The organism is Sedimentibacter saalensis (genome assembly GCF_007830175.1).
GTDB classification, from domain to species: Bacteria; Bacillota; Clostridia; order Tissierellales; family Sedimentibacteraceae; genus Sedimentibacter; species Sedimentibacter saalensis.
Genome location: NZ_VLKH01000007.1, coordinates 86,560 through 110,614, shown reverse-complemented (window position 1 = coordinate 110,614; position 24,055 = coordinate 86,560). Strand labels below are relative to the sequence as shown.

The following is a 24,055-nucleotide window of genomic DNA, read 5'->3' as shown; positions in this document are numbered from 1 at the left end:
TTAGTTCCTCCTACTTTTTGCTTTTGTAATATAATTTAAAGTATCATTGACTAAATCATCAAGCATGATTTCTTCGTAACTGCGCATATAGGTCACAAGTTTGTCAAATGCCGGAACGATTAGTCTTTTTGGAATGATACGCATTCCCTTTTGAATTCCCAAAACAGGCATAATCATGCCTGCATTGCAGTCTGCATCGATTCCACACATGGTTACAATGTTCAGTGTTTTGTCGAAATCGCCGTCGCCGTACATGAGAGCGATTATTTCACAGCACGCATTTGGATAAGCGTGAATCCAGTTATATTTTATGTATTTTTCCTGGCAGTCCCTAAGTGCATCATGCCAGTCGCTGTGTTTCAGGCAGCTATCGTAAGCAAATTTAACAACAGAATAATATTCACTGTCTTTTGGTATGCACGAAATTGCTGTTTTCACTATTTCCTTCTCATCACTCATTACAAAAGATAATGAAATCATCACTGCATTGAATACTTCACCAAGTATTCCGTTGTTTATGTGGGATACTTCTCCGTCTGTCCATGCAAGTTTTGCAGCAAGCCTTGGATTTCCAGGTGCAACCATTCCGCAAATAGCTCCTCTCATTTGAGCACCAATCCATTCATTGAACGGATTGTTGAAGCTTGCGCTTTCCGGAGGCATAAATCCTGCTCTTATGTTTCTTAAAGCAATTTCTTCAGCAGACCATCCGCACGGTATGAGCCCAATCCAAGAAAGAGCAATATCCTTGCTTGTTACATCATATCCCTTATCTTTGAAAGCATCAAGAAATGCTAATTCAAATGTTATATCATCATTGTAAGTGTTTGGTTCTCTAATGTAATCCTTTACGTCCCCGAAAGCTTTATAAAGGTTTTCAGATGTGTATCCTTCAACCATGGTTCCCATGGCAGCCCCTATGAGCTGGGACATCCATGCTGCCCTGATGCTGTCTTTAAACGTTTCACTATTTATGTCAACATCAACTTCGCCTTTAAATTCTACAGATTTTTCATACTCTTCGAATGTGTTGTAAAATTTATATTGCCAATAAGGAGACGCTTCGTCTTTCTTGGCATTCATGAATTCATTTTTTATTTCTGCTGAAATTTTCTGCAGTCGTACTTTGTCGCCATCAGCATGAGCTTTCATTCCTTCTTCCAGGAGCCCATAAGCTCTGTCAACCTTATAACCTCTGTTTTCCAACGCTTGTATGGATGCAACCATGATTTTTTCCGGAGCTCCTGAACCTGGAACATTGCTTGACCAGTCAAGGCTCAACAAATTGTCATAGAAATTTGAAACTTCCTTCAATGCGCCCCAGCCCTGCTCTTCAGAACTTAATACCGAAGGCTTTGCATTTGAATATATATCGTACGCTAATTCCCAAGCTTTCTTCATACAACTTCCTTTCTGATACGTTTGTTATGCCAGTTCCAAGGCAATTTTCATCATGTCCTTGAATCCTTTTTCTCTTTGTTCAGCTGTAGTTTCTGATTCTCTTGCTATTGAGTCTGATACTGTAAGTATGGTAAGTGCATTCACTCCAGCTCTGTTTGCGTTGCAGTACAATGCATATGTTTCCATTTCTGCTGCAATGCAGCCCATTTTAGCCCATCTTTTCCATGATTCAGGTTCATCGTGGTAGAATATATCTGAAGTAACTATGTTTCCTACAGTTGCCTTTATGCTGTTTTCATCAGCAACTTGTTTTGCTTTTGAAAGCAGATCCCATGATGCAGTTGCTGAATATGTTCCCGGTAAATTGTACTGAGAAGCGTAATTTGAATCAGTGCTTGCTCCAATTGCAATTACTATGTCAAACAGCTCCAAATTAGGGTCATATGCTCCGCATGAGCCGATTCTTATTAAGTTTTTAACACCATACATGTGTATCAATTCATAAGAATAAATACCTATGGATGGGCAACCCATTCCTGTGCCCATTACTGACACTTTCTTTCCGTTGTAGGTTCCTGTATATCCAAACATGTTTCTTACTGCATTAAACTGTTCAACATCGCTTAAAAAATTTTCAGCGATAAATTTTGCTCTTAAAGGGTCTCCAGGTAAAAGCACTGTTTCAGCTATTTGACCTTGGACAGCATTATTGTGAGGTGTAGACATATTATTTCTCCTTTTGCGTATGTATTTTTTCATTGGAATAAATTATAAATATGCTTGCTTCCTATGCATATGCACTATAAATAGTACTTCTTTAAAGTATTTTTGTCAATACTGAGCTTATTTTCTTTTGTTTGTTGTACTATTTCTTTCTTTATTTTTGTCGTTGTATGATTGTCTCACTTCATTGTTTTTGAAATTGCTGTAACTTTTTCTTTCTCCGTCTTTGTTCATGTTTCTGTTGTCACTTGTTTTATAGCCGGAGTTTCTGCTGTCATTGCTCCTGCTTGTTCTTTTATTATTTCTGTCAACATTTTTGTAGTCTGTCTTTGGCCCATGATTTTTGTTTTCATACCCGGATTTTTTTTCTGCAAGGCGTATGCCTTCCCTTGTAATGTCAATTATACCTTTTTTCATGAGCCTTCCTATTGCTTTTTTAAATGAACCCTTGCTCATGTTCAGTGATTCATAGATTGCTTCAGGACTGCTTTCGTCATTGAGCTTTAACTGGCCTTTGTTTTTCATCAATACGCTTAATACCTTTTCGCCGTCCTTGTCAATTTGAAGTCTTGGGGCATCCTTTAGGCTCAAATCAAGTTTGCCGTCTTCCTTAACATTGCTCACTCTTAATTCTACTTCATCCCCGGGTCTCATGGGTTTTAATATTTCGCCTTCATGGATGAGTCCAAGATATTTTCCGTCAACAGCAACCATTGCACCAAGTCCTCTCTTGAGGCTGAACACTGTTCCTTTAACCATGTCGTTTACTTTGTATGGAGAATCGGTTTTCAAAACCTTGAACAGGTTCATAGTTGCACAAAGTCTGTCTGACTTGTCTATATAAAGCCCTACTAAGTATTCGCCGTTAAGCTTTATGTCTCCCACCTGTTCTTTGAAAGGAAGGAACAAGTCCTTTTCAAGCCCCCAGTTCATGAATGCTCCTATTCTTGACATTTCTGCAACCTTCAAATATGCAATTTCACCCATCACAATTTTTGGTCTCTTTGTTGTTGCTATTTTTCTGTCGCTTGAATCTCTGTACACAAATACTGTTATTCTATCTCCTGATTGTGCATCTTCCGGCACCTGTTTTTGCGGCAGCAGAATTTTGTCCTCTCCTCTAACGTCGTCGGGGCTTACCAGGTATACTCCGAATTCAACTTTCTTAGCTATTACTAGCTCTTGCATTTCTCCTAATTTTATCATATGTTCTCCTTGTTTTCGTTTTTGTGTTGCATGCTGGTTGTGTAGCATATACTTTATTGGCGACCAAGTAGTCTGAACATGTTTTTCTTGTATGCTTCAACTCCGGGCTGTGTAAACGGGTCTATACCGTTAGTATACCCACTTATACCGCAAGTCATCATGAAAAAGTAAAAAAGCTTTCCCAGGTAAAACTCGTTCATGGCAGGAATTCTTATTATAATTCCCGGAACATCACCTTCAGAGTGTGCCATGAATGTTCCTTCAAATGCCTTTTGGTTTATGTAATTTAATTTTTTGCCTGCTATGTAGTTTAACTTGTCAAAATCATCCCCTTCATAGGGAACTTCCATGTCATCTCCTGCATTTTCAACAAAAATAGTTGTTTCAAAAATTATTTTTCTGCCATCCTGAACAAACTGCCCCATGGAGTGCAGATCAGTAGTGAAATTAAGACTTGCCGGAAATATTCCCTTTCCGTCCTTTCCTTCACTTTCTCCAAACAGCTGCTTCCACCATTCTGCTATGGATATGCAGCATGGTTCATAGTTTACAAGAATTTCAATTTCTTTTCCTCTTCTACTCAGTATATTTCTTGCAGCTGCATAAAGACAGCATATGTTATCATGGAAATCTCTTTTTGTGTATTCATTTCTTCCGGATTTAAGTCCTCTTATAAATTCGTCCGTGTTTATTCCTGCTGCAGCCATTGGAAGAAGCCCTACCGGTGTAATGACTGAATACCTTCCTCCTATGTCATCCGGAATCACAAATGTTTTATATCCGTTAAGATCAGCCATTGTTTTCAATGCGCCTTTATTTTTGTCTGTCACTGCAAAAATTCGGTTTTTTGCTTCATCCTTGTATTTTTCTTCCATGAGATTTCTTATTATTCTGAATGATAGTGCTGTTTCAAGGGTTGTTCCTGATTTTGAAATTACAATTACGCAAACTTCCTTATTTTTTATTGCTTCTACTAACTTTTTTAAATATGCTCCGCTAAGGTTCTGTCCCGCATAATAAACTTGAGGACTTTTAAGCTCATTGTGAAAATCACCTCTCACAGCTTCAATAGCAGCCTTTGCTCCCAGATAAGACCCTCCTATTCCAAGAATTATAAAAGCATCGCAGTTTTCATTTATAAACTTTCCGCATTTCTTAATCTCTTCATATTCTTTTTTGTCCATTGTATCCATGAAGTCAATCCAGCCTGTCATTTCGCTGCTTATGCCTTTTTTATCAAGCAGTGTTTCCTGAGCATTCATTATTTCCGTCTTAATACTGTTCATCTCATCCAAAGCAACAAAACTTCCATTTAAATCAAGTACAATATCTTCCATTCCAACCCCCGTCATTTAATGAATAATTAAGAGTTAAGAATTAAGAATTGATAGTTGGAATTGCGCCCTAGCGCAATTACTTCGTTTAATTCTTCACTCTTCATTCTTAATTTTTAATTGTTTTTATAATATTTCTACCATCAATAGCGCATAGTCGTCCTTGTGATCCTTGCAGTAATCATCCAGAGATGATTTTAAGTTTTCCAGAATATTTTTGTCGTTCTTTATTATGTTTATTATTCTTTCAGCTCCATACTGCAGTCCTTCTTCATTTGCAGCTTCAGTAATGCCGTCTGTGTAAAAGAAAATCCTGTCTCCCACATGAAGTTTTAAAGTATTCACATCATATTGCACGTTGTCGAATATATTTGCAATCGGATAACCCTTAGCCATGAGTTTTGCAACACTTCCATCCTTCTCCAATAAAATGGGTTCTGAATTGTGCCCTGCGTTAACATATTGAAACTCACATGTTTTTTTATTGTATATTCCGAAAAACACAGAAAAATATTTGTCATAATCCAAATTCAATGAAAGAAATGTTTTGTGCAGCTCCTTCATTATACTGTTTATAAGGGTGTGTCCCTTGGCTATGGTTCTTAATGACTGTCTGACAAAGACAGTGAGCAGAGAGGCAGAAACGCCGTGCCCAACAACATCGCATATGTATATTCCCGTATTGTCATCGTCTATTTTAAACACATCAAAAAAATCGCCGCTTAAACCTTCTGAAGATTCATACAAATAGTCAATATTCACTCCGTTGTACATTCCCTTGGGCGGGAGCATACGAATCTGCATGTTTTTGGCAAAATTTATGTCATCGCTCATTTTTTTATTTTTTTCACTTATTTTTTTTGTAAGCTCTATTTCTGTTGTTATGTCCCTGAAAACTTCCACGGAGCCCATTATTTCTCCATCTTCATCAACAAGAGGAGAAGATACAACCATGTATGTGTTGTCTCCAATTGTTGACTGTTTTTTCATTATAGAGCCGTGTTCCATTGTGATGCTTGATATGCAGTAATCGCATTTGCTCTTCTGACAGAAAACATCGTAGCATCTTTTTCCTACGATTTCTTCCCCAAAATCTTCCTTCATTTTCTTGTTGGCATACATGACCATGTTGTTTTTGTCAACTACTCTGACCCAGTCTATCATGCCGTCAACAATAACAAGCTGATTTTCGTTTATTTTTTTATATTCTGCCATAGGATCACATCCTTGATCATTTATTTTTTTCCGAAATGTAATTAAACAACAATTGTCCGATTTTTTCCGAGTTATGTCTTATATAATTTTTCTTTATTTCAGTAAAGTCGCTGCTTATTACCTTTATGTTCATTTCTTCAAGTTTTTTAATCTGGTCATCATCCACAAGAACCTGCTTTGCTCCCTTGAACTTGTAATTTTGTATCTGATTATCTGAAATAAGTTCATCATTTGCAATCACATAGTCAATAAGATACCTGCTGCTGTGTTTGATTATTGCATTCACATGGTCATATACGTTGTAATTGTCTGTTTCTCCGGGCTGAGTCATGAGATTGCATATGTAAAAAACCTTAGCCTTTGAATCAACTATGGCTTCAGTAATATTGCTGACCAAAATGTTTGGTATGACGCTTGTATAAAGGCTGCCCGGTCCAAGAAGCACAATGTCTGCTTCCTTTATGTCCTTGAGAGTTTCTTCCAAAGGTGTGCATATTTCAGGAACAAGGGAAACCCTGTCAATTTTGCAGCTTGATTTGCTCACATAATCAGGTATATCCTTTTCTCCCAGTATACATTCTCCATTGTCAAGGTGTGCCTTAAGCTGGGCATCCTGCAGCGTCATGGGAAGAACTTTTCCTGAAAGTCTGAATATGCTTCCTATTTCTTTAAGAGCATGCTCGTAATCTCCAAATATTTCATACATTGCTGCAATTAAAAGATTACCAAAACTCTGTCCTTTTAAATACCCATCGTTGAACCTGTGTTGCATGAGGCTCACCATTATGGGCTCTATATCGGAAAGTGCTATGATGCAGTTTCTCATGTCACCGGGCGGCAGCATTCCAAGGTCTTCACGGAGCACTCCGGAGCCTCCTCCGTTGTCAGCCACCGTTACAATTGCAGATATGTCTTTAGTATATTTTTTAAGTCCTCTGAGCAATATGGAAAGGCCTGTTCCGCCTCCGAATACCACTATCTTCATAAATACCCCTCTTATTTTTCAACATCCCTGTGATTTAAAAGCACCCTGTAGTTTTCATTGCTGAGTATTGAAGCAATGTGATTTGAAATTGTAACAGAGCGGTGCTTGCCCCCGGTACATCCTATGGAAATAACAAGATTGGATTTACCTTCCTTGATGTAGTGAGGCAAAAGAAAAAAGAGCATGTCTTTTAATTTTTCGATAAATGTTGATGTAGTATCAAATCCCATGACATAATCCTGAACATTCTTGTCGTTTCCCGTAAAAGATTTAAGCTCCTCTATGTAAAACGGATTAGGCAGGAATCTCACATCAAAAACCAAATCCGAATCTTGCGGCAGTCCATACTTGTAGCCAAAGGACATGACCGTAATATTTATGTTGTATGAAATATTGCCCTGCACGAAAATACTTAAAAGTTCTTCTTTAAGCCGTCCCATTTTCATGCTGGTTGTGTCAATGATGTAATCTGATCTTTTTTTAACCTCTTCAAGGCTAAGTCTTTCTTCATGAATTCCGTCCACTATTGTTCCTGTTGAACTTAATGGATGAGGGCGTCTTTGTTCCTTATATCTTTTCACAAGCTCTTCGTCTGAAGCGTCCAGGAACAATATGTGGTACTTAATGCCCTTGTTTTTCAATTCATCAAGGCTGTTGAACAGATCCTTGAAAAATATGCCTCCCCTTATGTCTGCAACCACAGCAACCTTGTTTACGTCCTTTGAAGAACTTGAACAAAGCTCTGCAAAATTTGGAAGCAGTGCCGGAGGCAAGTTATCCATGCAGTAATAGTTTATGTCTTCCAATATTTTAATTGCCTGGCTCTTTCCGGCGCCTGACATTCCCGTTATTATTACAAACTCCATATCATTACCTTTTTCTACACCAGATTTATGATTCTTTTCAAATCGAGATTTGCTTTTTTTGCTTCTTTCAGCGCTTCCTCAAAGCTTCCCACTCTTTCTTTTACATGGGCATCAGAATTTATTGCAAACTTAACGTTGTACCTTGAAGCAATTTTTATTTCTTCTGCGTTCAAATGTCCGTGGCTGTTGTTTATTTCAAGAATTACTCCCTTTTTTTCAGCCATGGCTGCAATTTTATCAATATCCAGTGGTATTTTGTCCCCTGGATGGGTCAAAATGTCAATTTTATATTTGTCCATGGCCTTGATGAATGCTTCCGTATTTTTTTGTATCATTTTTTCTCTTAAGGATTTATTGTTTTTCCCCAACTTGTTCATAACGATGAAATTCCAGAAATCACCCGCCGTAGTGAACAATGCTCCTAAATGAAAACCGCAAAGAATAATGTCGCACTGCTTTAATACCTCGCTGCTTATGTCCGTATGTCCTTCATAGTCAAGCACATTTGCCTCGACTCCGTAAAGTATTTTAAGCTGCGGATATTTTATTCGCATTTTCTCAACAATTGCTTTGGCTTCTGCCATCCTGTGCTCTTGAACTCCAAACATGTAGTGTTTGGGACCGTGATCAGTTATGGCAATTTCTTCAAGACCTTTTCGTACAGCTTCCTCAGCAATTTCCTCAATTGTAGATTTGCCGTGATTGCGCCTTGAATATGTTGAATGCATATGATAATCAGCTCTTAATTTCATAAACCCTCCGTTGTATTAATTAAGAATTAATAGTTAAGAATTAAAAATTATGGTTAAAAAAGTGCAGAGCACTTTTTCTTTCATTTAATTCTTAACTCTTCATTCTTCATTCTTAATTGTTTAATGTAGTTCCTACTATTTTTATCTCAGGTTCTAAAATTATGCCGAATTTATCATTTACAGTGCTGATAACTATTCTCATGAGTCCGAGAACATCATCACACGTTGCATTATCGTAGTTCACAACAAAGCCGCTGTGCTTGTCGGATACCATTGCACCTTTGTATCTAAGCCCTTTAAGTCCGGCATCTTCAATGAGCTTTGAAGCATATCCGTTTGCAGGTCTTTTAAAAGTGCTTCCGGCACTAGGGAGGTTAAGAGGCTGTTTTGTGATTCTCTTTTCATTTAAATCCCTGATAATATCCATAATTTCATCTTTGTTGCCGTATGTAAGTTCAAGCTCTGCTTCAAGAACTATGAGGTCTGAATCCGTTAGTTTTGTGTGTCTGTATGAAAACTCCATTTCCTCATTTGTGAATTCATGCATATTTCCATCAAGATCAATGCAGCGAACTTTTTTCACAACATCCTTCATTTCACCGCCGTAAGCTCCTGCATTCATGTATACGGCTCCGCCAATATATCCCGGAATTCCGCTGGCGAATTCAAAGCCTGCAAGGCTTTCCCTTGCAAGATATTTAGCAAGTACTGACAATAATGTTCCTGCACCCACTGTCACTTTGTTTTCAACCTTTGAAAAATAGTCGAAATTTTCACCTATTTTTACAATTGCTCCATTGTAGCCATCATCTGAAACCAACAAATTTGTTCCATTTCCTATTATAAAACAATCTACATCATGTTTTTTTATCAGCTTTAAAACTGTTTTTAAATCTTCTGTATTTTCAGGCTCTGCAAGTATGCCTGCAGGGCCTCCTATTTTAAAATAAGTGTGATTTTTTAATGGCTCATCCTTAAGGACTCTTCCTTTGACATTTGAAGTCATATCCTCGTAAAGTTCATTAATTTTTGACTGATATTCCATTACTTCACCCTTTCTAATCTTACTAGTTACATTTTAACATTTCTTTCATATTTTTAAAAGAAATATTTTTATTATTCTTCTGAGAGAAGCTATTAAAGCCTGTATTTTTTACAATTAAAATTGACAACGTTTATTAATGATGATAATATTGATGGTGAATAAATATAATATTGTTCTAATAGTAATTGACAAAATAAAATTTAATTGTGGGAGTTTAAAATGAAAAACAAAGTTATGGATATAATCAATAAGCTTGCTCCGGAGCTGGATGAACTTAGCCTGGAAATATACAACAATCCTGAATTGGGATATGAGGAATTCAACTCATGCAGACTCCACTGTGATATTCTGCGCAAATACGGCTTTAAGGTAGAAGAAAACTTTTCAGGCATTGAAACAGGATTTAAAGCAGAATACAAAAGCAGCAAGGAAGGAATAACAGTTGCATACATGTCTGAATATGACGCTCTTCCCGGCATAGGACATGGCTGTGGACACAACATTCTTGGAACAGTAAGCACAGGAGCAGGAATTGTTCTTAAAGAGATCATAGATGAAATCGGAGGAACAGTTGTGGTGTTTGGAACTCCTGCTGAAGAAACAAGCGGAGCAAAGGTTGCCTATGTTGAAAATCATGAATTCGACAATGTGGATATTGCAATGATGGCCCATCCGGGAAGTGAATATACAAAAAGCGGTTCTTCTCTTGCTCTTGAACCAATACAGTTTGAATTTTTCGGAAAGACAGCCCATGCAGCAGCTGCTCCCGAAAAAGGAGTAAACGCACTTGATGCAGCAATTCAAACATTCAACAGCATAAATGCCTTAAGAGAGCATGTAAAAAGTGATTCAAGAATTCACGGTGTAATCCTTGACGGCGGAAAGGCAGCTAATATTGTTCCTGATTATTCAAAATCTCAGTTTTATGTTCGTTCCACATCAAAGACATACAATATGGAACTTCTTGAAAAGGTTAAAAACTGTGCAAGAGGTGCTGCCCTTGCAACGGGATGCGAGCTTAAAATGACCAAATTCGAATACAACTACGACAACATGGTCACAAACCAATCATTGTCTGATGTGTTCAATAATAAAATTTATGAAGTAGCTGGAATTAAAATGCAGGAGCCTTCAAAAAGCACAGGCAGCATAGACGCCGGACAGGTAAGCCAGGTGTGCCCTGCAATACATCCATACTTTGACATAACAAATGATAAATCAATTGTTGCTCACACCAGAGAAATGGCAAGTGCCACATTAACAGATTACGCCAAGGAGCAGATGAAAAACACAATTGCTGCTTTGGTGCTCACTGCTGCTGAAGTAATAGAAAACAAAGATTTGTATGAAAAAATAAAGCTTGAATTTGACAGCGTTGAAAAATAAATATACAAATTAAATTTGCTGTAAAAAGCTTAAGCCTTCTATTGTATTTTGCAATTGAAGGCTTTTTTTAAAGAATTGTATTTCAAGTTATGTTATTCCCACTTAAAAAACCTAAGGGAAATGATTGTGCATATTGTTGCGATTACAATCATCACAGTGACAGGAACAATAACACTATCCATTGGTAAGCCAAGGGAAGCAGCTTTCAGAAGTTTAATTCCTTGTGTCAACGGGAGTATATCAGCTATTTTTTGAAGTGCAAATGGCATAACCTCATAAGGAAGAGTAGCGCCTGAAAAAATAAGCATGGGAAAGTATAACAGACTTGCTATAACACTAGCTATTTTCGTGTTTGGTGATATTCCCCCAACCAAAAGCCCAATGCTGAACATGGACAACATTACAAGAAAGTAGCCGCCCAGGAACTCTATCCACGACCCATTTAGTTCATAGTTGAAAAATACAGCTGCTGTAACATAAATAAGAATAAGTGAGGCAATAGAATACACTGTGTAAATACATACCTGTACTGCCAGTATAAGTGCCGGACTGGTTGGCGTTACCTTGAACCTCTTTAATATTTTTTTATCTCGATAATCGGATACTACAAGGGGCAGTCCCATTACACCTCCTGCACAAATTGCAATGGTTGATACTGCACCAAATGATTGTTCCAGGAATGTATACCCAGCTCCGTCAAAAGCAGATCTGTTTCCGAAAACTGCGCCAAGTATAACAACAACAATGACCGGCATACATATGGCAAAAATAAACATATCCATTCCGCGAAGTGACAATCTGCCTTCAGTTTTAAGCAATGTTTTAAATGCTTTCATTTTCTTCCTCCTCTGTATACCAAAGATACGCATCTTCAAATTTATCATAAGGACTTGCCTCAATTGCTTCTTTCACTGTACCATAAAAAATGTCTTTCCCATTTTTTAATATCATGATTTTATCGCAAAGTGCTTCCACCTCATCCATAAAATGCGAAGTCAACAGAATAGTCAAACCTTTTGCCTTTAATTCAGAAAGGCTATTCCAAACATCCCGCCGTGCCTTGACATCCAAACCTGTGGTAAGCTCATCTAAAAAAACAACTTCAGGGTTTGGAATCAGAGCAAGCACAATAAACAGCCGTTGCTTCTGACCTCCCGAGAGTTCACTGACCATGCTTTTTAACTTGTCTTGAAGGCAGAATTGTTTTAGCAAAGCCACATAATCCGAAGGTTTCTTGTAAAGAGATGCTGTAACTTCACAGAGTTCAGATACCTTGATTTTGTCCTGGTAGTACCCTTCTTGAAATTGAACACCAACCTTTTCAAACATTTTTTTCCGTTCTTTTTGCGGATTCATTCCCAAAATTGATACCGTTCCGCTATCTTGCTTTTTTGTTCCTAAAATGCACTCAATAGTCGTGCTTTTACCGGCACCGTTTGCGCCCAGCAATCCAAACACTTCTTTGCGGCAAATTGAGAAATTTATATTCTCTACTGCTTTAATGTTGTTGTAGGATTTACATAGTTTTTTAACTTCAATGATTGTTTCCATTCAATATCCTCCTGTTATTCTTTATAAAAGAATAACACCAGCAGGAAGTCTGGTGTTAAAGTGTAGGGTTTAATATAATTTGTTTTTTCATCTTCTCAAGGTGCGTAAGCATTGCCTCTGCATTTTGTTCGGCTAAACGCAATGATGTAATCAGCTTATCACATACGGAAATAATATCTTCGTTTTCTTTTGGTGTGTCAATGGCTTGCCGTATATCTGCTGAAGGGTTTTTTGATAATGTGTTCAACATCCGCAATATTGCCGAAAGGGAGTAATTGGCACAGCGCAAAGAACGAATGATTTTAAGCCTTCTTATATCTTCATCCCTATAAACGCGGTAACCATTCTGCCTTCGTTTTATGGTCAAAAGACCATTCATTTCCCAATTTCTTAAAGCGTCCATAGAAATATGTAAATAATCAGCTGTTTCTTTTCTGGTCAAAAAAGCAGTTTCTATTGCTTCATTGCTGCCTGATAGCAGTTTTTCAGCAATTTCTATGGCTTCTTCAGCATTTCTTTGTTCATTTCTAATTTGCAGCAAATAACTTTCAGTCATATGAATAGCCTTACTAAAATTCCCGGAAGCTGAGATTTTAATAATATCTATTGCTTGTTTTCTAAGGCCATTTTGTAAAACTTCAACCTTTAATGCTGTTCTGACAAATTTAATCTGCTCCACATGAAAATCTGTAAAAACACGATAGCCATTTGCCATTCGTTCCGGTTTTGGAATAAGTTCAAGCTTTTCATAAAGTCTCACTGTGTTCGGATGTATCCCAATTATATGTGCAACTTCTGATGTTTTGTAAGTATTCATATATCACCACCGTTATTTACTACAATATCACCATATGAAAGTCTGGTGTTATAATGGATGGTTTAATTTTAACTAAAAGAAATAAAAAGTTCAAGCCTTCGAATCCATTTACCGAAAATAAAAACAAGCGTATGTCCATTTGAACAACGCTTGTTTTAAAAAATTATATTTTTAGAATGGTCCGTAATTAATAAGAACCGAAATTACCATGAATACTGCTGCCAAGAGAGTCCAAAGACCCATTAATGGAGCAACATATTTAACCCAAACTTCATACTTAATCTTTGCAACTGATAAGTTTGCCAGCAATACACCTGAAGTAGGAATTATTGAGTTTGAAATTCCATCACCAAACTGATATGCAAGAACAGCAGTCTGTCTTGTGAGTCCTATTACTTCAGAAAGAGGCGCCATTATAGGCATAGTAGTTGCTGCCTGACCTGAACCTGAAGGAATAAAGAAGTTCAGGAATGACTGAACCAAAAGCATTCCAACAGCACTTACTGACTTTGGAAGAGAAGAAACAACAGATGCCATGCCGAATACTATTGTATCAATTATCATGCTGCCTTCCATTATTACAAGAATTCCTCTTGCAAGACCAACAACCAATGCTCCTGTTGTCATATCTTTAGCTCCTGTAATAAAATCCTTAGCAATATCATCAAGATTCATACCGCCAACTAAACCGCCTACAATACCTATTGCAAGGAATATTGCAGCAATTTCTGTTATATACCATCCAAACTTAAACACTCCGAAAATCAAAATGCCCATTCCTATTAAAAATACCAATAGTACTCCTATGTGTCTTGATGTCATTTGTTTTACATTGTTTAAGTCAATTGCATGATCTTTTTCTTCAAGCTCAAGCTCATAAACAAGGCTCTTTGTAGGATCTGCCTTAACTTTGTTTGCATATCTTGAAATATAAACAATTACAAGTACCAATGTGCAAACCCATACAACAAGTCTCAAAGCAATACCTGAGAACATAGGCAGCTCGGCAATGCTCTGTGCAACACCTACAGTGAAAGGATTCATGAATCCTGCTGTAAATCCTGCAGCAGCTCCCAATGCCACAATTGACATACCTACTATTGCATCATATCCAAGAGCTCTTGACAATGCTATTCCTATTGGAACAAATACTATGGCTTCTTCTGCCATACCTATTGTAGCACCACCCAGTGAAAAGATGAGTACAATAATCGGTATGAGAAGTTTCTCCTTACCCTTGAGGCTAAGTGCAACCTTGCTGATTCCAGCCTCTATTGCACCTGTCTGATTAATAACATTAAATGATCCTCCAACTATAAATATGAAGAATACAATACTTTGTGCAGCTGCAAGCCCTTTAGGAAATGCCTTAAGCACATCAAAAAGTTTTGCAGGAGCAGATTCAATTTGCTGATAAGATGCCGGATCAACGATCATTCTTCCTGTTGATGATTCAACTTTCTGATACTGTCCGGCTGGGATTACATAAGTCAAAATTGCGATTATAATTATCATTGCAAACAATATTACGTAGGTATGGGGTACCTTGCCCTTTTTTTTCTTTTCTTCCATAGCTCCTCCTTATTAATTAAAATATAATATAGAATTAAAATTATTTAATGTCAAATTAATAAATATAATCATCACTGGGTTATTTATTAATTTTCGACATAAAATTTAAACCATATTAACACATAATTTTCATAGATGCAAGCGGTTTTTCACATTTATTTTCATTTTAATTTTTATGCGTTATAATTCTAATTATGCTTCGCCTCTCTTAAAAAATTTCCCTGATGTGTTATTGATTGTCCTGCCTTCTTCAACTGCTATTTTTCCGTTTACAATTACATATTCTATGCCTTCAGGTCTTACTTGAGGGTCCTGAAATGTAGCCTTGTCCAAGATGGTGCTGTAGTCAAAAATTGTGATATCTGCATCATAGCCTTCCTTTATAAGTCCCTTGTTTTTAAACTGTAAGCGCTTTGCAGGCATGTATGTCATCTTGTAAATAGCATCATAAAATTCCATTTTCTTTTCATCCCTCACATAGTGTCCTATGACTCTAGGGAATGTTCCGGCACCTCTTGGATGTCCTGAATGATTTCTGTAAATTCCGTCGCTTGCAATCATTACAAGAGGATGGTTGAGAGCCTGTACAATTTCATTTTCATTCATTACGTATGCAACGGCAAGCATATTCGGATATTCTTTTCGTGCTTTTTCAAACAATTCCTTGTCACAGAACATTCCTTTGAATGGTTCTTCAGTAAGCATTATTGAATCATAATCCTTGTTCCATATTTCAAGGCAGCCGTCGTCAAATACTGCTGAGCCTATATAAGTGCTGAATGCAGCATAAGGATATGCATCAACCTGCAGGTCAATACCGCTGTTTGCAATATCATCAATGAGTTTTAGAGCCTCAGTCATGTTGCCGTATGCGCTGCAGCTTGACAAGTGGGAAATTTGAAATGGTATGCGGCTTTCTTTTCCGATTTGAGCCATTTCTTTTATTGCATCCAGAGCATAAATTGCATCCTTTCTATAGTGGGCTGCAAGAAGCAAGTCGTCCCTTCCCTGAATTTCCTTTGTGATTAGGATTGCTTCTTCAGTGTCTATGCCAGGGCAGTATTCAAGTCCGTATGATACTCCGACTGCACCGAAATCAACAGCGTTTTTAACCATAATCTGCATTTTTTCGATTTGCTCTTTTGATGATTTATTGTATATGTCCGTGCTTCCAACCTGGCTTCTTAAAAAATTGTGCCCTATGAAGGACATATAGTTAACAGGATTTCCTTTTTCCTGAATGAACTGGCAAAGTTCCTCGATGCTCTGCCTGTTGTTGCCGCAGTTGCCAACTATGCATGTTGTAACACCCATGTTCAGCATAGTGTCTGCAATGTCGTACTCCATTTTTTTTGTAAGGCTAAGATCCTCTTCGTGCATGTGTATGTCGATAAAACCAGGAGAAACATATTTGCCCTGAGCATCAATTGTTGTTTTTGCTTCTTCTAAAACATTGCCAACGGCTGTTATTTTTCCGTCCTTGATTCCTATGTCGCCCGCTGATGACTTTTTATTTTCTGCATCAATAATAATTCCGTTTACTATTTTAATATCAAGCATTTCACCCTCCATATTGCACTTGCAGATTTCTTCTGCTATTGGTTTATTTACTCTCTTTTTCCCATGCTTCAGCCACAGCTGCAGCAACTGCCATTGCTACTCTGTTGTTAAATGGTCCGGGTATTATGAAATCTTCAGCAAGCTGCTCATCTGTTACAAGATTTGCTATGGCATATGCTGCTGCTTTTTTCATCTCTTCAGTTATTTGTTTTGCCCTGCAGTCCAATGCACCTCTGAAAACTCCGGGAAATGCAAGTACATTGTTTATCTGATTTGGGAAATCTGATCTTCCAGTTCCAACTACCCTGGCACCTGCTTTTTTAGCAATATCCGGCATTATTTCAGGAGTTGGATTTGCCATGGCAAAAATTATTGAGTCAGAATTCATGTTTTTTACCATTTCTTCGGTCACTGAATTTGGTGCCGACACTCCAATGAATACATCAGCACCAACCATAGCATCCTTCAGTGTACCTTTTAGCTTCTGGCTGTTTGTGATTTTAGAAAGTTCAGTCTTGTGAGCATTGAGTCCCCCATCTCTTCCTTCAACAACAATTCCCTTGCTGTCGCAGGCAACAATGTTTTTTGCCCCAAGTGATATGAGCATCTTGATTATTGCTGTTCCTGCAGCTCCCGGACCGTTCAATACAATTTTTACTTCTTCCATATTCTTTTTTGTAAGCTTCAGTGCATTAATGAGGGCAGCTGAAACAACTATGGCAGTTCCGTGCTGGTCGTCGTGGAACACAGGAATGTCCAGAATTTTCTTGAGTCTTTCTTCAATTTCAAAACATTTTGGAGCCTGTATGTCTTCTAGGTTTATTCCTCCGAACACAGGAGCAATATTTACTGCAGTATTGATTATTTCTTCAATATCCTGGGATTTCACACATATGGGAAATGCATCAACACCTGCAAAACTTTTAAACAATACAGCCTTTCCTTCCATTACAGGAATTGCTGCTTCTGCTCCTATGTTACCAAGGCCAAGTACTGCTGACCCATCTGACAGCACAGCCACAAGATTTCCTTTGGCTGTGTATCTGTATACATCTTCAGTATTTTCGTGGATTTTTCTGCATGGCTCTGCAACTCCCGGCGTGTATGCCGTGCTTAAATCATCTCTGTTTTCAAGACGTACCTTGCTTTTTATTTCTATTTTTCCCTTGAATGCTTCATGCATTTTCAGTGCTTCTTCATTATAGTTCATTTTCTACTCCTCCAAGCCAGGTCTTCCCTGCTTCTATTTGTCTCAATACTTCTTTTGGTGCTGTTCCTCCGTAAGAAACTCTTCCGTTGACGCATCCTTCCATTGTAAGATCAGGAAGAAGCGTATTGTTCACTCTTGAATCAATCTTTTGTAAATCTTCATCTGTCAAGTCAATGAAATCTTTGTTTGTTGTTTCGCAGTACTTGACCATTTTTCCCACTATTTCATGTGCTTCTCTAAACGGCATGCCATTTTTTACAAAGTGTTCTGCAATGTCAGTTGCATTTAAAAATCCCTTGTCCAGATGTTTCTTGATAATTTCCATTCTGAATTCAGTTTTTTCAATCATTTTTGCAAATATTACAATGCTTTTCTTCAAAGTGTCAACAGTATCGAACAATGACTCCTTGTCTTCCTGGAAATCCTTGTTGTATGCCAGAGGAGTTCCCTTCATCACTGTAAGAAGCTGCATCAGATTGCCATAAATTCTCCCTGTCTTACCCCTTAAAAGTTCCGCCATGTCAGGATTTTTCTTTTGAGGCATGATGCTGCTTCCTGTACAAAAGCTATCATCTATTGATATGTAAGAAAATTCCTGAGAATTCCAATAAACAAACTCTTCTGCAAAACGGCTTATGTGCATCATGCATATGGAAGCGTTGCTGAGGATTTCAAGGACATAATCCCTGTCGCTTACAGAATCCATAGCATTTTCTGTAACATTTTTAAACCCTAGAAGCTCTGCAGTCCTATGACGGTCTATGGGAATTGTAGTTCCAGCCAGAGCACAAGACCCAAGTGGATTGTAGTCTGTTCTTTCATAGCACTGGATAAACCTTTCAATATCCCTTTTAAACATCTGGAAATATGCCATGAGGTGGAAACCCACAGTTACAGGCTGGGCATGCTGCATGTGAGTGAAACCCACCATTATTTGATTGTTGTATTTTTCTGCTTTTTCAAGAAGCACATGTTCCATATATTTTAAAACTTCTATTATTTCAACTATTTCTCGTTTTGCGTAAAGGCGAGTGTCAACAGCCACCTGGTCGTTTCTGCTTCTTGCAGTGTGAAGCCTCTTGCCTGTTTCACCAAGTCTTTTTATGAGTATTCCTTCAACAGCCATGTGAATGTCTTCATCATGAACATCGAAAGTAATTGTTCCGTTTTGTATTTCTGTTTTTATTTCCTTTAAAGTTTCAACTATTTTTTCCTTATCTGCTTTGCTTACTATTCCCTGCTCACATAGCATTGTGACATGTGCAATGCTTCCTGCAATGTCGCAGTCGTAAAGCCTTTTATCAAAAAATATGGATGCGTTGAATTCTTCAACGATTTTATCCATTCCCTTTTCAAATCTTCCACTCCATAGATTTGCCATTGTTTCTCCCTTCGTTTATTAATTAAGAATGAAGAGTTAAGAATTTAGAGTCACAAATTGATTCGTCATACATAATTGTATTTATTCAACATTCATTATTAATTATCATTTTTATTGTTTATTATAACATACTTATTACAATCTTCAAGCAAAAATAAAAAATTGCCGGATAATTCCGGCAATAGACTATTAACAAACCTAATTTCCTACATTCGTAGGGGCGGATCTTGTATCCGCCCGTTTATTAATTTTAAAATATTACGGGAGGACACGAGGTCCTCCCCTACAATATGATGGTTGCCGGATAATTCCGGCAATTTACATCTAATTCTTAATTATTAATTGATTTTAGTATGGTTTTGTGTACAACTGGAAATGTGCTTGTGGATGGTCGCAAACAGGACATACTTTTGGAGCATCTTTTCCAACATGAATGTGTCCGCAGTTATCGCACTGCCATACAACTTCTCCCTCACGTTTGAAAACTTTGCCTGTTTCAATATTTTCAAGAAGTGCCAGATATCTTTCTTCATGGCCTTTTTCTATTGCAGCAACTCCGTCAAACAAGTATGCTATTTTGTTGAATCCTTCTTCTCTTGCAACTTTGGCAAAGTTAGCATACATATCAGTCCACTCATAGTGTTCGCCGGCAGCTGCATCTTTTAAATTAGAAGGTGTTTCTGGCATACCATCATGAAGTAATTTAAACCATATTTTTGCATGTTCTTTTTCATTTCTTGCTGTTTCTTCAAAAAATTTACTGATTTGAACATATCCATCGTTCTTAGCTTTGCTTTGGTAGTATGAATACTTCACATGTGCCTGAGATTCCCCTGCAAATGCAGTCATTAAATTTTGTTCAGTCTTGCTTCCTTTTAATTCCATAATGCACCTCATTAAATATATTTATCCTTTGGACTTAGCCTAGGACATAGACAATGGTAAATTTTCTCGTTTTTTTATTGATTAGTTCAACTTTAAAAATTTTTTCATTAGTCCAACAATTTAAATATACCCAATATTTTACACCTTAATCATTAATTATTGTATACATTTCTTTATAGTCGTCTTTCATAACATGCTCCAGCACTTGTTCAACCTTTATTTTCATTGGCTTTGTGCCGAATATGATTTCTATTTCATCCCCGGTGTCAACTTCAGTTCCGGGCTTTGCAGTCTTGCCGTTTACAAGTACTCTTCCTTGTTCGCATGCTTCCTTTGCAATAGTCCTCCTTTTGATGACACGGGCATTTTTCAAATACTTATCAATTCTCATAATAACTCCAATCTGCCTGAGGCGGAATATTATTCTGATACATTTTTCAATTTTTCTGCTTGATCTGAAGTGAGAAGAGCATCCAGCATTTCTGTGATGTCTCCATCAATGAATGAATCCAGCTTATACAATGTAAGCCCTATTCTGTGGTCACTCACCCTTCCCTGTGGGAAGTTGTACGTCCTAATTCTTTCGCTTCTGTCACCTGAACCTACCTGGCTTTTTCTTGACTGCGCCTGTTCATCATTTTGCTCCTGCTGATATTTGTCGTAAAGTCTCGCCTTAAGAACCTTGAACGCCTTGTCTTTGTTCTTAAGCTGTGATTTTTCATCCTGGCATGAAATTACAATGCCTGTTGGAATGTGTGTGAGTCTAACGGCAGAGTCAGTTGTGTTTACGCACTGTCCGCCGTTTCCTGATGAACGGAACACGTCAACTCTTACATCATTTGGGTTGATTTCAATTTCAATATCATCTACTTCCGGCAGCACAGCAACTGTTGCTGAAGATGTGTGAATACGTCCGCTTGATTCTGTATCAGGCACACGCTGAACACGGTGAACACCGCTTTCATATTTAAGTTTAGAATATGCGCCTTTTCCTTTTATGGAGAATATCACTTCTTTGTAGCCGCCTATTCCCTGTTCGTTTACAGAAATAAATTCTGTTCTCCATCCCTGTCTTTCAGCATATCTTAAATACATTCTCAGAAGATCACCTGCAAACAATCCTGCTTCGTCTCCTCCAACGCCTGCTCTTACTTCAACTATTACGTCCTTATCGTCATTTGGGTCCTTTGGAAGCAAGAGTATTCTTATTTCCTGCTCTAATTCTTCTTTTTTTGCTGAAAGTTCTTTTACTTCTTCTTTTACCATTTCCTTGAAATCATCATCAAGCTTTTCATTGAGCATTGTCTTTGATTCTTCAAGCTGGTCTACAACATCCTTGTATTCATTGTACTTAGTTACAATGGGCTCAAGCTGTGACTGTTCCTTCATGAGCTTTTGAAGCTTCTGTGAATCAGACAGTGTTTCAGGGTCAGATATTTTTTCGCTTAATTCTATATATTTTTCATTTAAAACTTCTAATTTATTTATCATATTATCCTCTCTTTATAACCATGAACTGGATAAGATTTGAGCAACCGCTGCATTTTTCTCAGGATTCATTGTTATTTATGGCATTTTCCTATCTTTATTTATTCAATTTAATATTTATATCAATTGTTAGCCCAAGCTGCGTTACAAGAATCCTGTCACTACACGGTCGTTGCCGCCTAAGTCCTTGTCTGTCTCAATTATCTTGAAAATATTTAAATTTTCAAAAATCCTTTGAACATCCTGCTTCTGGTCGTGGCCTATCTCAACACATAGCACAGCTTTTTCGCCGTGAATTTCACTAAAAACTTCTGCAATTCTCCTGTAATACAAAAGGCCGTCTTCTCCTCCGTCAAGAGCAAGCTTCGGCTCATATTCTGACACTTCAACAGGAAGGTCCTTTATGATATCCCTTCTAATATATGGAGGATTTGACACTACGATGTCAAATTTTTCATCTGAAAACATGTCTTCAAAAATATCAGCCTTCACAGTCCTTACATTTTTCAAATTGTGTTTTTTAATATTTATTTCTGCTGTACTAATGGCAGTTTCACTCACATCAATAGCAGTGACAAATGAATTTTTCACGTAATATGCTAGGCTTACTGCAATTGCACCGCTTCCTGTACCAATATCCAGTATTTTCAGCGTCCTGTCCTTGAAATCTGAATTATTTACAAGGTTTATGATTTTCTCAACAAGTATTTCCGTATCAGGCCTTGGAACAAGTATTCCTTCCTGCACGAAAAACTCCAGTCCCATGAATTCCTGAACATTTGTCATATATTGAAGAGGATAGCCCTGATTTCTTTTGTGGACCATATCTAAAAATTTGTTTTTAATTTCATCATCCACTTCTTCTTTTCTGTTAAGGTGTACATATACCCTGTCCTTCTTGAGCAGATGGCACAAAATCAGCTGCACATCAAGATAGGGATTGTTATAATCCCTTTGTCGTATTATTTCTATTCCGTCTTTCAACAATTTTTCAATTGTTACCATGTATCATCTTCTCCATTTGCAGGTATAACTCTTTTCATAGCCTCAATAGCCACTTCAATCATAGAGTCATCAGGCTCTTTAGTAGTAATTTTCTGAATTAAAAATCCGGGATATGATATTATTCTGGTGAGTATATTTTCTTTTTCGCATCTTCCAACATACTTGTTAAGCTCGTATGATAAGCCTGCAATAAGCGGCAGCATTGCAAGCCTTATGACAAGTCTCATAAAAGGATTGGGCCATCCGAAAAACGAGAAAACTATTATGCTTATTAACATTACATTGATCATGAAGCTTGTTCCGCATCTTGGATGAAGTGTTGAATATTTTCTCACATTTTCAACAGTCAAATCTTCCTTATGTTCATAGCAGTGGATTGTTTTGTGCTCTGCACCATGATACATGAATACTCTCTTTATGTCTTCAAGCTTTGAAACAAGATACACATAACCAACAAACAATGAAACCCTTATTACACCTTCCGTAAGATTAAGCAAAAACGTGTTATGTATCACATTCTTTGCAAGGTTTGTAAGAAGCGTCGGTCCTAAGATGAATACTCCCACTGAAAATATGAGAGCTATTATTACAGATGCATATATTATGGCAGTATCAGCCTTGTCTTTGAACACTTTTTTTAAAAACTTGTCAAATGCATCTTCTTCATAATCATCGCCATAAAATTCAGCTGAATACATAAGCTCCTTCACACCGGTTACAAGTGAATCTATGAGAACAAAGCTTCCTCTTATTAATGGAAGTTTAAAAAATTTATTTTTGAATATCTGGTTTATGGTGCTTTCTTTTACTTCTATACCACCGTCAGGCTTTCTTACTGCAGTTGCAATTTTATCAGGGCCCTTCATCATGATGCCTTCAATCAGCGCCTGACCGCCGATACTGGTCTTTTTAACCTCTTTTAAAACTATATCGCTCATTTTGTCCCCTTTTCTATTACATTCAAGCTATTATACAATTATTGCACAATTACTTCAAGATTTTATTTAAAATAATATAAGCTTTGCAATTATACATCACAAAGCTTAATCTTTCTTTAACTTACTTCCATGATTTCGTACTTCACTATTCCTCCGGGAGATGAAACATTGATGATTGCTCCCTTTTTCTTACCTAAAAGCTCTGCTCCAAGAGGAGACAAGTTTGATATTTTGCCTGCCACCGGGTCTGCTTCTGTAGCCCCAACCAATGAATAGTTAAGAATTTCATCAAACTCTATGTCTTTTATTACCACTTTGCTTCCTATCTGCACTGTATCTTTTTCATCTGCATTGTGTTTAACTATTTTAGCGTGCTTCAGTGTGTGTTCAAGCACGATTATTCTGGATTCATTTTTATTTTGTTCTTCTTTTGATTCTTGATATTCACAGTTTTCACTCAAATCGCCTTCTTTCAAGGCTCCTTTTATTCTTTCGGCTATTTCTTTTCTGAATGTAGTCTTTCTGTATTCTATTTCGTCAACAATTTCCTTATAGCCTTCTTCAGTTACTAAAATTTCTTTGTTATTGTCCATTCTTTCCACCTGCTTGTTGTGACATTCTATACTATATTATAACCGATAATTTATAAATTTCAATAATTTTTAGAAATAACGTCTTTTTTAAAATAGAATATTATGTTCTATTGCTTAACTTGTCCTCATATATTGAATAAAA

The 24,055-nt window shown here is 37.2% G+C and carries 22 protein-coding genes and 1 pseudogene; 1 reads left to right on the top strand and 22 read right to left on the bottom strand.

Annotated elements, in window-relative coordinates; all coding sequences use genetic code 11:
- From LY60_RS12415 to murB, 9 genes and pseudogenes are all read right to left on the bottom strand, one after another.
- Nucleotides 1-1,401, bottom strand: a complete 1,401-nt coding sequence (locus LY60_RS12415; protein WP_145084276.1) for an ADP-ribosylglycohydrolase family protein — start codon at nucleotides 1,399-1,401, stop codon at nucleotides 1-3.
- Between the two features lie 24 nt (nucleotides 1,402-1,425).
- Entirely contained in the window at nucleotides 1,426-2,127 is a 702-nt protein-coding gene (deoD, locus tag LY60_RS12410; protein ID WP_145084273.1) for a purine-nucleoside phosphorylase, read from the bottom strand.
- Between the two features lie 369 nt (nucleotides 2,128-2,496).
- Nucleotides 2,497-3,330 (bottom strand): annotated as a pseudogene (locus tag LY60_RS12405) (CvfB family protein); the annotation flags it as partial.
- A gap of 53 nt (nucleotides 3,331-3,383) precedes the next feature.
- Nucleotides 3,384-4,667 (bottom strand): glucose-6-phosphate isomerase, encoded by a 1,284-nt coding sequence (locus tag LY60_RS12400; protein WP_145084267.1) that lies wholly within the window; start codon nucleotides 4,665-4,667, stop codon nucleotides 3,384-3,386.
- Nucleotides 4,668-4,790: 123 nt separating this feature from the next.
- On the bottom strand, nucleotides 4,791-5,879 hold the full coding sequence (locus LY60_RS12395; RefSeq protein ID WP_145084264.1) for a PP2C family protein-serine/threonine phosphatase: 1,089 nt from the start codon (nucleotides 5,877-5,879) through the stop codon (nucleotides 4,791-4,793).
- A 16-nt stretch (nucleotides 5,880-5,895) separates the two neighbouring features.
- The gene (locus tag LY60_RS12390; RefSeq protein ID WP_145084261.1) at nucleotides 5,896-6,864 is read right to left on the bottom strand and encodes a gluconeogenesis factor YvcK family protein; all 969 of its coding nucleotides are present in this window, start codon (nucleotides 6,862-6,864) and stop codon (nucleotides 5,896-5,898) included.
- Nucleotides 6,865-6,875: 11 nt separating this feature from the next.
- On the bottom strand, nucleotides 6,876-7,730 hold the full coding sequence (gene rapZ, locus LY60_RS12385; protein WP_019230459.1) for an RNase adapter RapZ: 855 nt from the start codon (nucleotides 7,728-7,730) through the stop codon (nucleotides 6,876-6,878).
- 14 nt (nucleotides 7,731-7,744) lie between these two features.
- Nucleotides 7,745-8,482, bottom strand: coding sequence for a PHP domain-containing protein (locus LY60_RS12380; RefSeq protein WP_145084258.1), 738 nt, complete (start codon nucleotides 8,480-8,482; stop codon nucleotides 7,745-7,747).
- A gap of 112 nt (nucleotides 8,483-8,594) precedes the next feature.
- A complete protein-coding gene (murB, locus tag LY60_RS12375) occupies nucleotides 8,595-9,527 on the bottom strand; it encodes a UDP-N-acetylmuramate dehydrogenase (protein ID WP_145084255.1) in 933 nt (310 codons plus the stop codon).
- A gap of 219 nt (nucleotides 9,528-9,746) precedes the next feature.
- On the opposite strand from murB, the gene LY60_RS12370 reads away from it, so the two are divergent.
- Nucleotides 9,747-10,913 (top strand): M20 family metallopeptidase, encoded by a 1,167-nt coding sequence (locus LY60_RS12370; RefSeq protein ID WP_145084252.1) that lies wholly within the window; start codon nucleotides 9,747-9,749, stop codon nucleotides 10,911-10,913.
- Nucleotides 10,914-11,005: 92 nt separating this feature from the next.
- Here the strand turns inward: LY60_RS12370 and LY60_RS12365 are convergent, their stop codons facing one another.
- The 13 genes from LY60_RS12365 to greA all read right to left on the bottom strand — a co-directional run bounded on the left by LY60_RS12365 (nucleotide 11,006) and on the right by greA (nucleotide 23,913).
- Nucleotides 11,006-11,749, bottom strand: a complete 744-nt coding sequence (locus tag LY60_RS12365; RefSeq protein WP_145084249.1) for an ABC transporter permease — start codon at nucleotides 11,747-11,749, stop codon at nucleotides 11,006-11,008.
- Entirely contained in the window at nucleotides 11,736-12,464 is a 729-nt protein-coding gene (locus LY60_RS12360; protein WP_145084247.1) for an ABC transporter ATP-binding protein, read from the bottom strand. Before LY60_RS12360 ends, LY60_RS12365 begins: the two co-directional genes overlap by 14 nt.
- Before the next feature lie 55 nt (nucleotides 12,465-12,519).
- Nucleotides 12,520-13,281, bottom strand: a complete 762-nt coding sequence (locus LY60_RS12355; protein ID WP_145084244.1) for a MerR family transcriptional regulator — start codon at nucleotides 13,279-13,281, stop codon at nucleotides 12,520-12,522.
- Between the two features lie 171 nt (nucleotides 13,282-13,452).
- Complete coding sequence (locus tag LY60_RS12350; protein WP_145084241.1) at nucleotides 13,453-14,853, bottom strand: YfcC family protein; 1,401 nt, start codon at nucleotides 14,851-14,853, stop codon at nucleotides 13,453-13,455.
- A gap of 192 nt (nucleotides 14,854-15,045) precedes the next feature.
- Nucleotides 15,046-16,413 (bottom strand): N-acyl-D-amino-acid deacylase family protein, encoded by a 1,368-nt coding sequence (locus LY60_RS12345; protein WP_145084238.1) that lies wholly within the window; start codon nucleotides 16,411-16,413, stop codon nucleotides 15,046-15,048.
- A 43-nt stretch (nucleotides 16,414-16,456) separates the two neighbouring features.
- Nucleotides 16,457-17,623, bottom strand: coding sequence for an NAD(P)-dependent malic enzyme (locus tag LY60_RS12340; protein WP_145084236.1), 1,167 nt, complete (start codon nucleotides 17,621-17,623; stop codon nucleotides 16,457-16,459).
- Nucleotides 17,613-19,004: an argininosuccinate lyase gene (argH, locus tag LY60_RS12335; RefSeq protein WP_145084233.1), complete on the bottom strand. Its 1,392-nt coding sequence runs from the start codon at nucleotides 19,002-19,004 to the stop codon at nucleotides 17,613-17,615. Before argH ends, LY60_RS12340 begins: the two co-directional genes overlap by 11 nt.
- A 348-nt stretch (nucleotides 19,005-19,352) precedes the next feature.
- On the bottom strand, nucleotides 19,353-19,889 hold the full coding sequence (gene rbr / locus LY60_RS12330; protein ID WP_145084230.1) for a rubrerythrin: 537 nt from the start codon (nucleotides 19,887-19,889) through the stop codon (nucleotides 19,353-19,355).
- Between the two features lie 145 nt (nucleotides 19,890-20,034).
- Nucleotides 20,035-20,280, bottom strand: a complete 246-nt coding sequence (locus LY60_RS12325) for an RNA-binding S4 domain-containing protein (protein ID WP_145084227.1) — start codon at nucleotides 20,278-20,280, stop codon at nucleotides 20,035-20,037.
- A gap of 29 nt (nucleotides 20,281-20,309) precedes the next feature.
- Nucleotides 20,310-21,380: a peptide chain release factor 1 gene (prfA, locus tag LY60_RS12320; RefSeq protein ID WP_145084224.1), complete on the bottom strand. Its 1,071-nt coding sequence runs from the start codon at nucleotides 21,378-21,380 to the stop codon at nucleotides 20,310-20,312.
- Between the two features lie 141 nt (nucleotides 21,381-21,521).
- Entirely contained in the window at nucleotides 21,522-22,382 is an 861-nt protein-coding gene (gene prmC / locus LY60_RS12315; protein WP_145084221.1) for a peptide chain release factor N(5)-glutamine methyltransferase, read from the bottom strand.
- Nucleotides 22,376-23,320, bottom strand: coding sequence for a DUF1385 domain-containing protein (locus LY60_RS12310; protein WP_145084218.1), 945 nt, complete (start codon nucleotides 23,318-23,320; stop codon nucleotides 22,376-22,378). The genes prmC and LY60_RS12310 overlap by 7 nt, the downstream gene beginning before the upstream one ends.
- A 116-nt stretch (nucleotides 23,321-23,436) precedes the next feature.
- Complete coding sequence (gene greA, locus LY60_RS12305) at nucleotides 23,437-23,913, bottom strand: transcription elongation factor GreA (protein ID WP_145084215.1); 477 nt, start codon at nucleotides 23,911-23,913, stop codon at nucleotides 23,437-23,439.
- Between the last annotated feature and the right edge of the window lie 142 nt (nucleotides 23,914-24,055).

Coding starts and splice junctions, on each gene's coding strand:
- argH (WP_145084233.1), bottom strand. CDS start 19,004: ATGGCAAATCTATGGAGTGGAAGATTTGAAAAGGGAATGGATAAAATC.
- LY60_RS12415 (WP_145084276.1), bottom strand. CDS start 1,401: ATGAAGAAAGCTTGGGAATTAGCGTACGATATATATTCAAATGCAAAG.
- LY60_RS12310 (WP_145084218.1), bottom strand. CDS start 23,320: ATGAGCGATATAGTTTTAAAAGAGGTTAAAAAGACCAGTATCGGCGGT.
- LY60_RS12390 (WP_145084261.1), bottom strand. CDS start 6,864: ATGAAGATAGTGGTATTCGGAGGCGGAACAGGCCTTTCCATATTGCTC.
- rapZ (WP_019230459.1), bottom strand. CDS start 7,730: ATGGAGTTTGTAATAATAACGGGAATGTCAGGCGCCGGAAAGAGCCAG.
- LY60_RS12365 (WP_145084249.1), bottom strand. CDS start 11,749: ATGAAAGCATTTAAAACATTGCTTAAAACTGAAGGCAGATTGTCACTT.
- LY60_RS12355 (WP_145084244.1), bottom strand. CDS start 13,281: ATGAATACTTACAAAACATCAGAAGTTGCACATATAATTGGGATACAT.
- LY60_RS12400 (WP_145084267.1), bottom strand. CDS start 4,667: ATGGAAGATATTGTACTTGATTTAAATGGAAGTTTTGTTGCTTTGGAT.
- LY60_RS12360 (WP_145084247.1), bottom strand. CDS start 12,464: ATGGAAACAATCATTGAAGTTAAAAAACTATGTAAATCCTACAACAAC.
- prfA (WP_145084224.1), bottom strand. CDS start 21,380: ATGATAAATAAATTAGAAGTTTTAAATGAAAAATATATAGAATTAAGC.
- LY60_RS12340 (WP_145084236.1), bottom strand. CDS start 17,623: ATGAACTATAATGAAGAAGCACTGAAAATGCATGAAGCATTCAAGGGA.
- prmC (WP_145084221.1), bottom strand. CDS start 22,382: ATGGTAACAATTGAAAAATTGTTGAAAGACGGAATAGAAATAATACGA.
- LY60_RS12345 (WP_145084238.1), bottom strand. CDS start 16,413: ATGCTTGATATTAAAATAGTAAACGGAATTATTATTGATGCAGAAAAT.
- LY60_RS12350 (WP_145084241.1), bottom strand. CDS start 14,853: ATGGAAGAAAAGAAAAAAAAGGGCAAGGTACCCCATACCTACGTAATA.
- LY60_RS12395 (WP_145084264.1), bottom strand. CDS start 5,879: ATGGCAGAATATAAAAAAATAAACGAAAATCAGCTTGTTATTGTTGAC.
- LY60_RS12380 (WP_145084258.1), bottom strand. CDS start 8,482: ATGAAATTAAGAGCTGATTATCATATGCATTCAACATATTCAAGGCGC.
- LY60_RS12325 (WP_145084227.1), bottom strand. CDS start 20,280: ATGAGAATTGATAAGTATTTGAAAAATGCCCGTGTCATCAAAAGGAGG.
- rbr (WP_145084230.1), bottom strand. CDS start 19,889: ATGGAATTAAAAGGAAGCAAGACTGAACAAAATTTAATGACTGCATTT.
- deoD (WP_145084273.1), bottom strand. CDS start 2,127: ATGTCTACACCTCACAATAATGCTGTCCAAGGTCAAATAGCTGAAACA.
- greA (WP_145084215.1), bottom strand. CDS start 23,913: ATGGACAATAACAAAGAAATTTTAGTAACTGAAGAAGGCTATAAGGAA.
- LY60_RS12370 (WP_145084252.1), top strand. CDS start 9,747: ATGAAAAACAAAGTTATGGATATAATCAATAAGCTTGCTCCGGAGCTG.
- murB (WP_145084255.1), bottom strand. CDS start 9,527: ATGGAATATCAGTCAAAAATTAATGAACTTTACGAGGATATGACTTCA.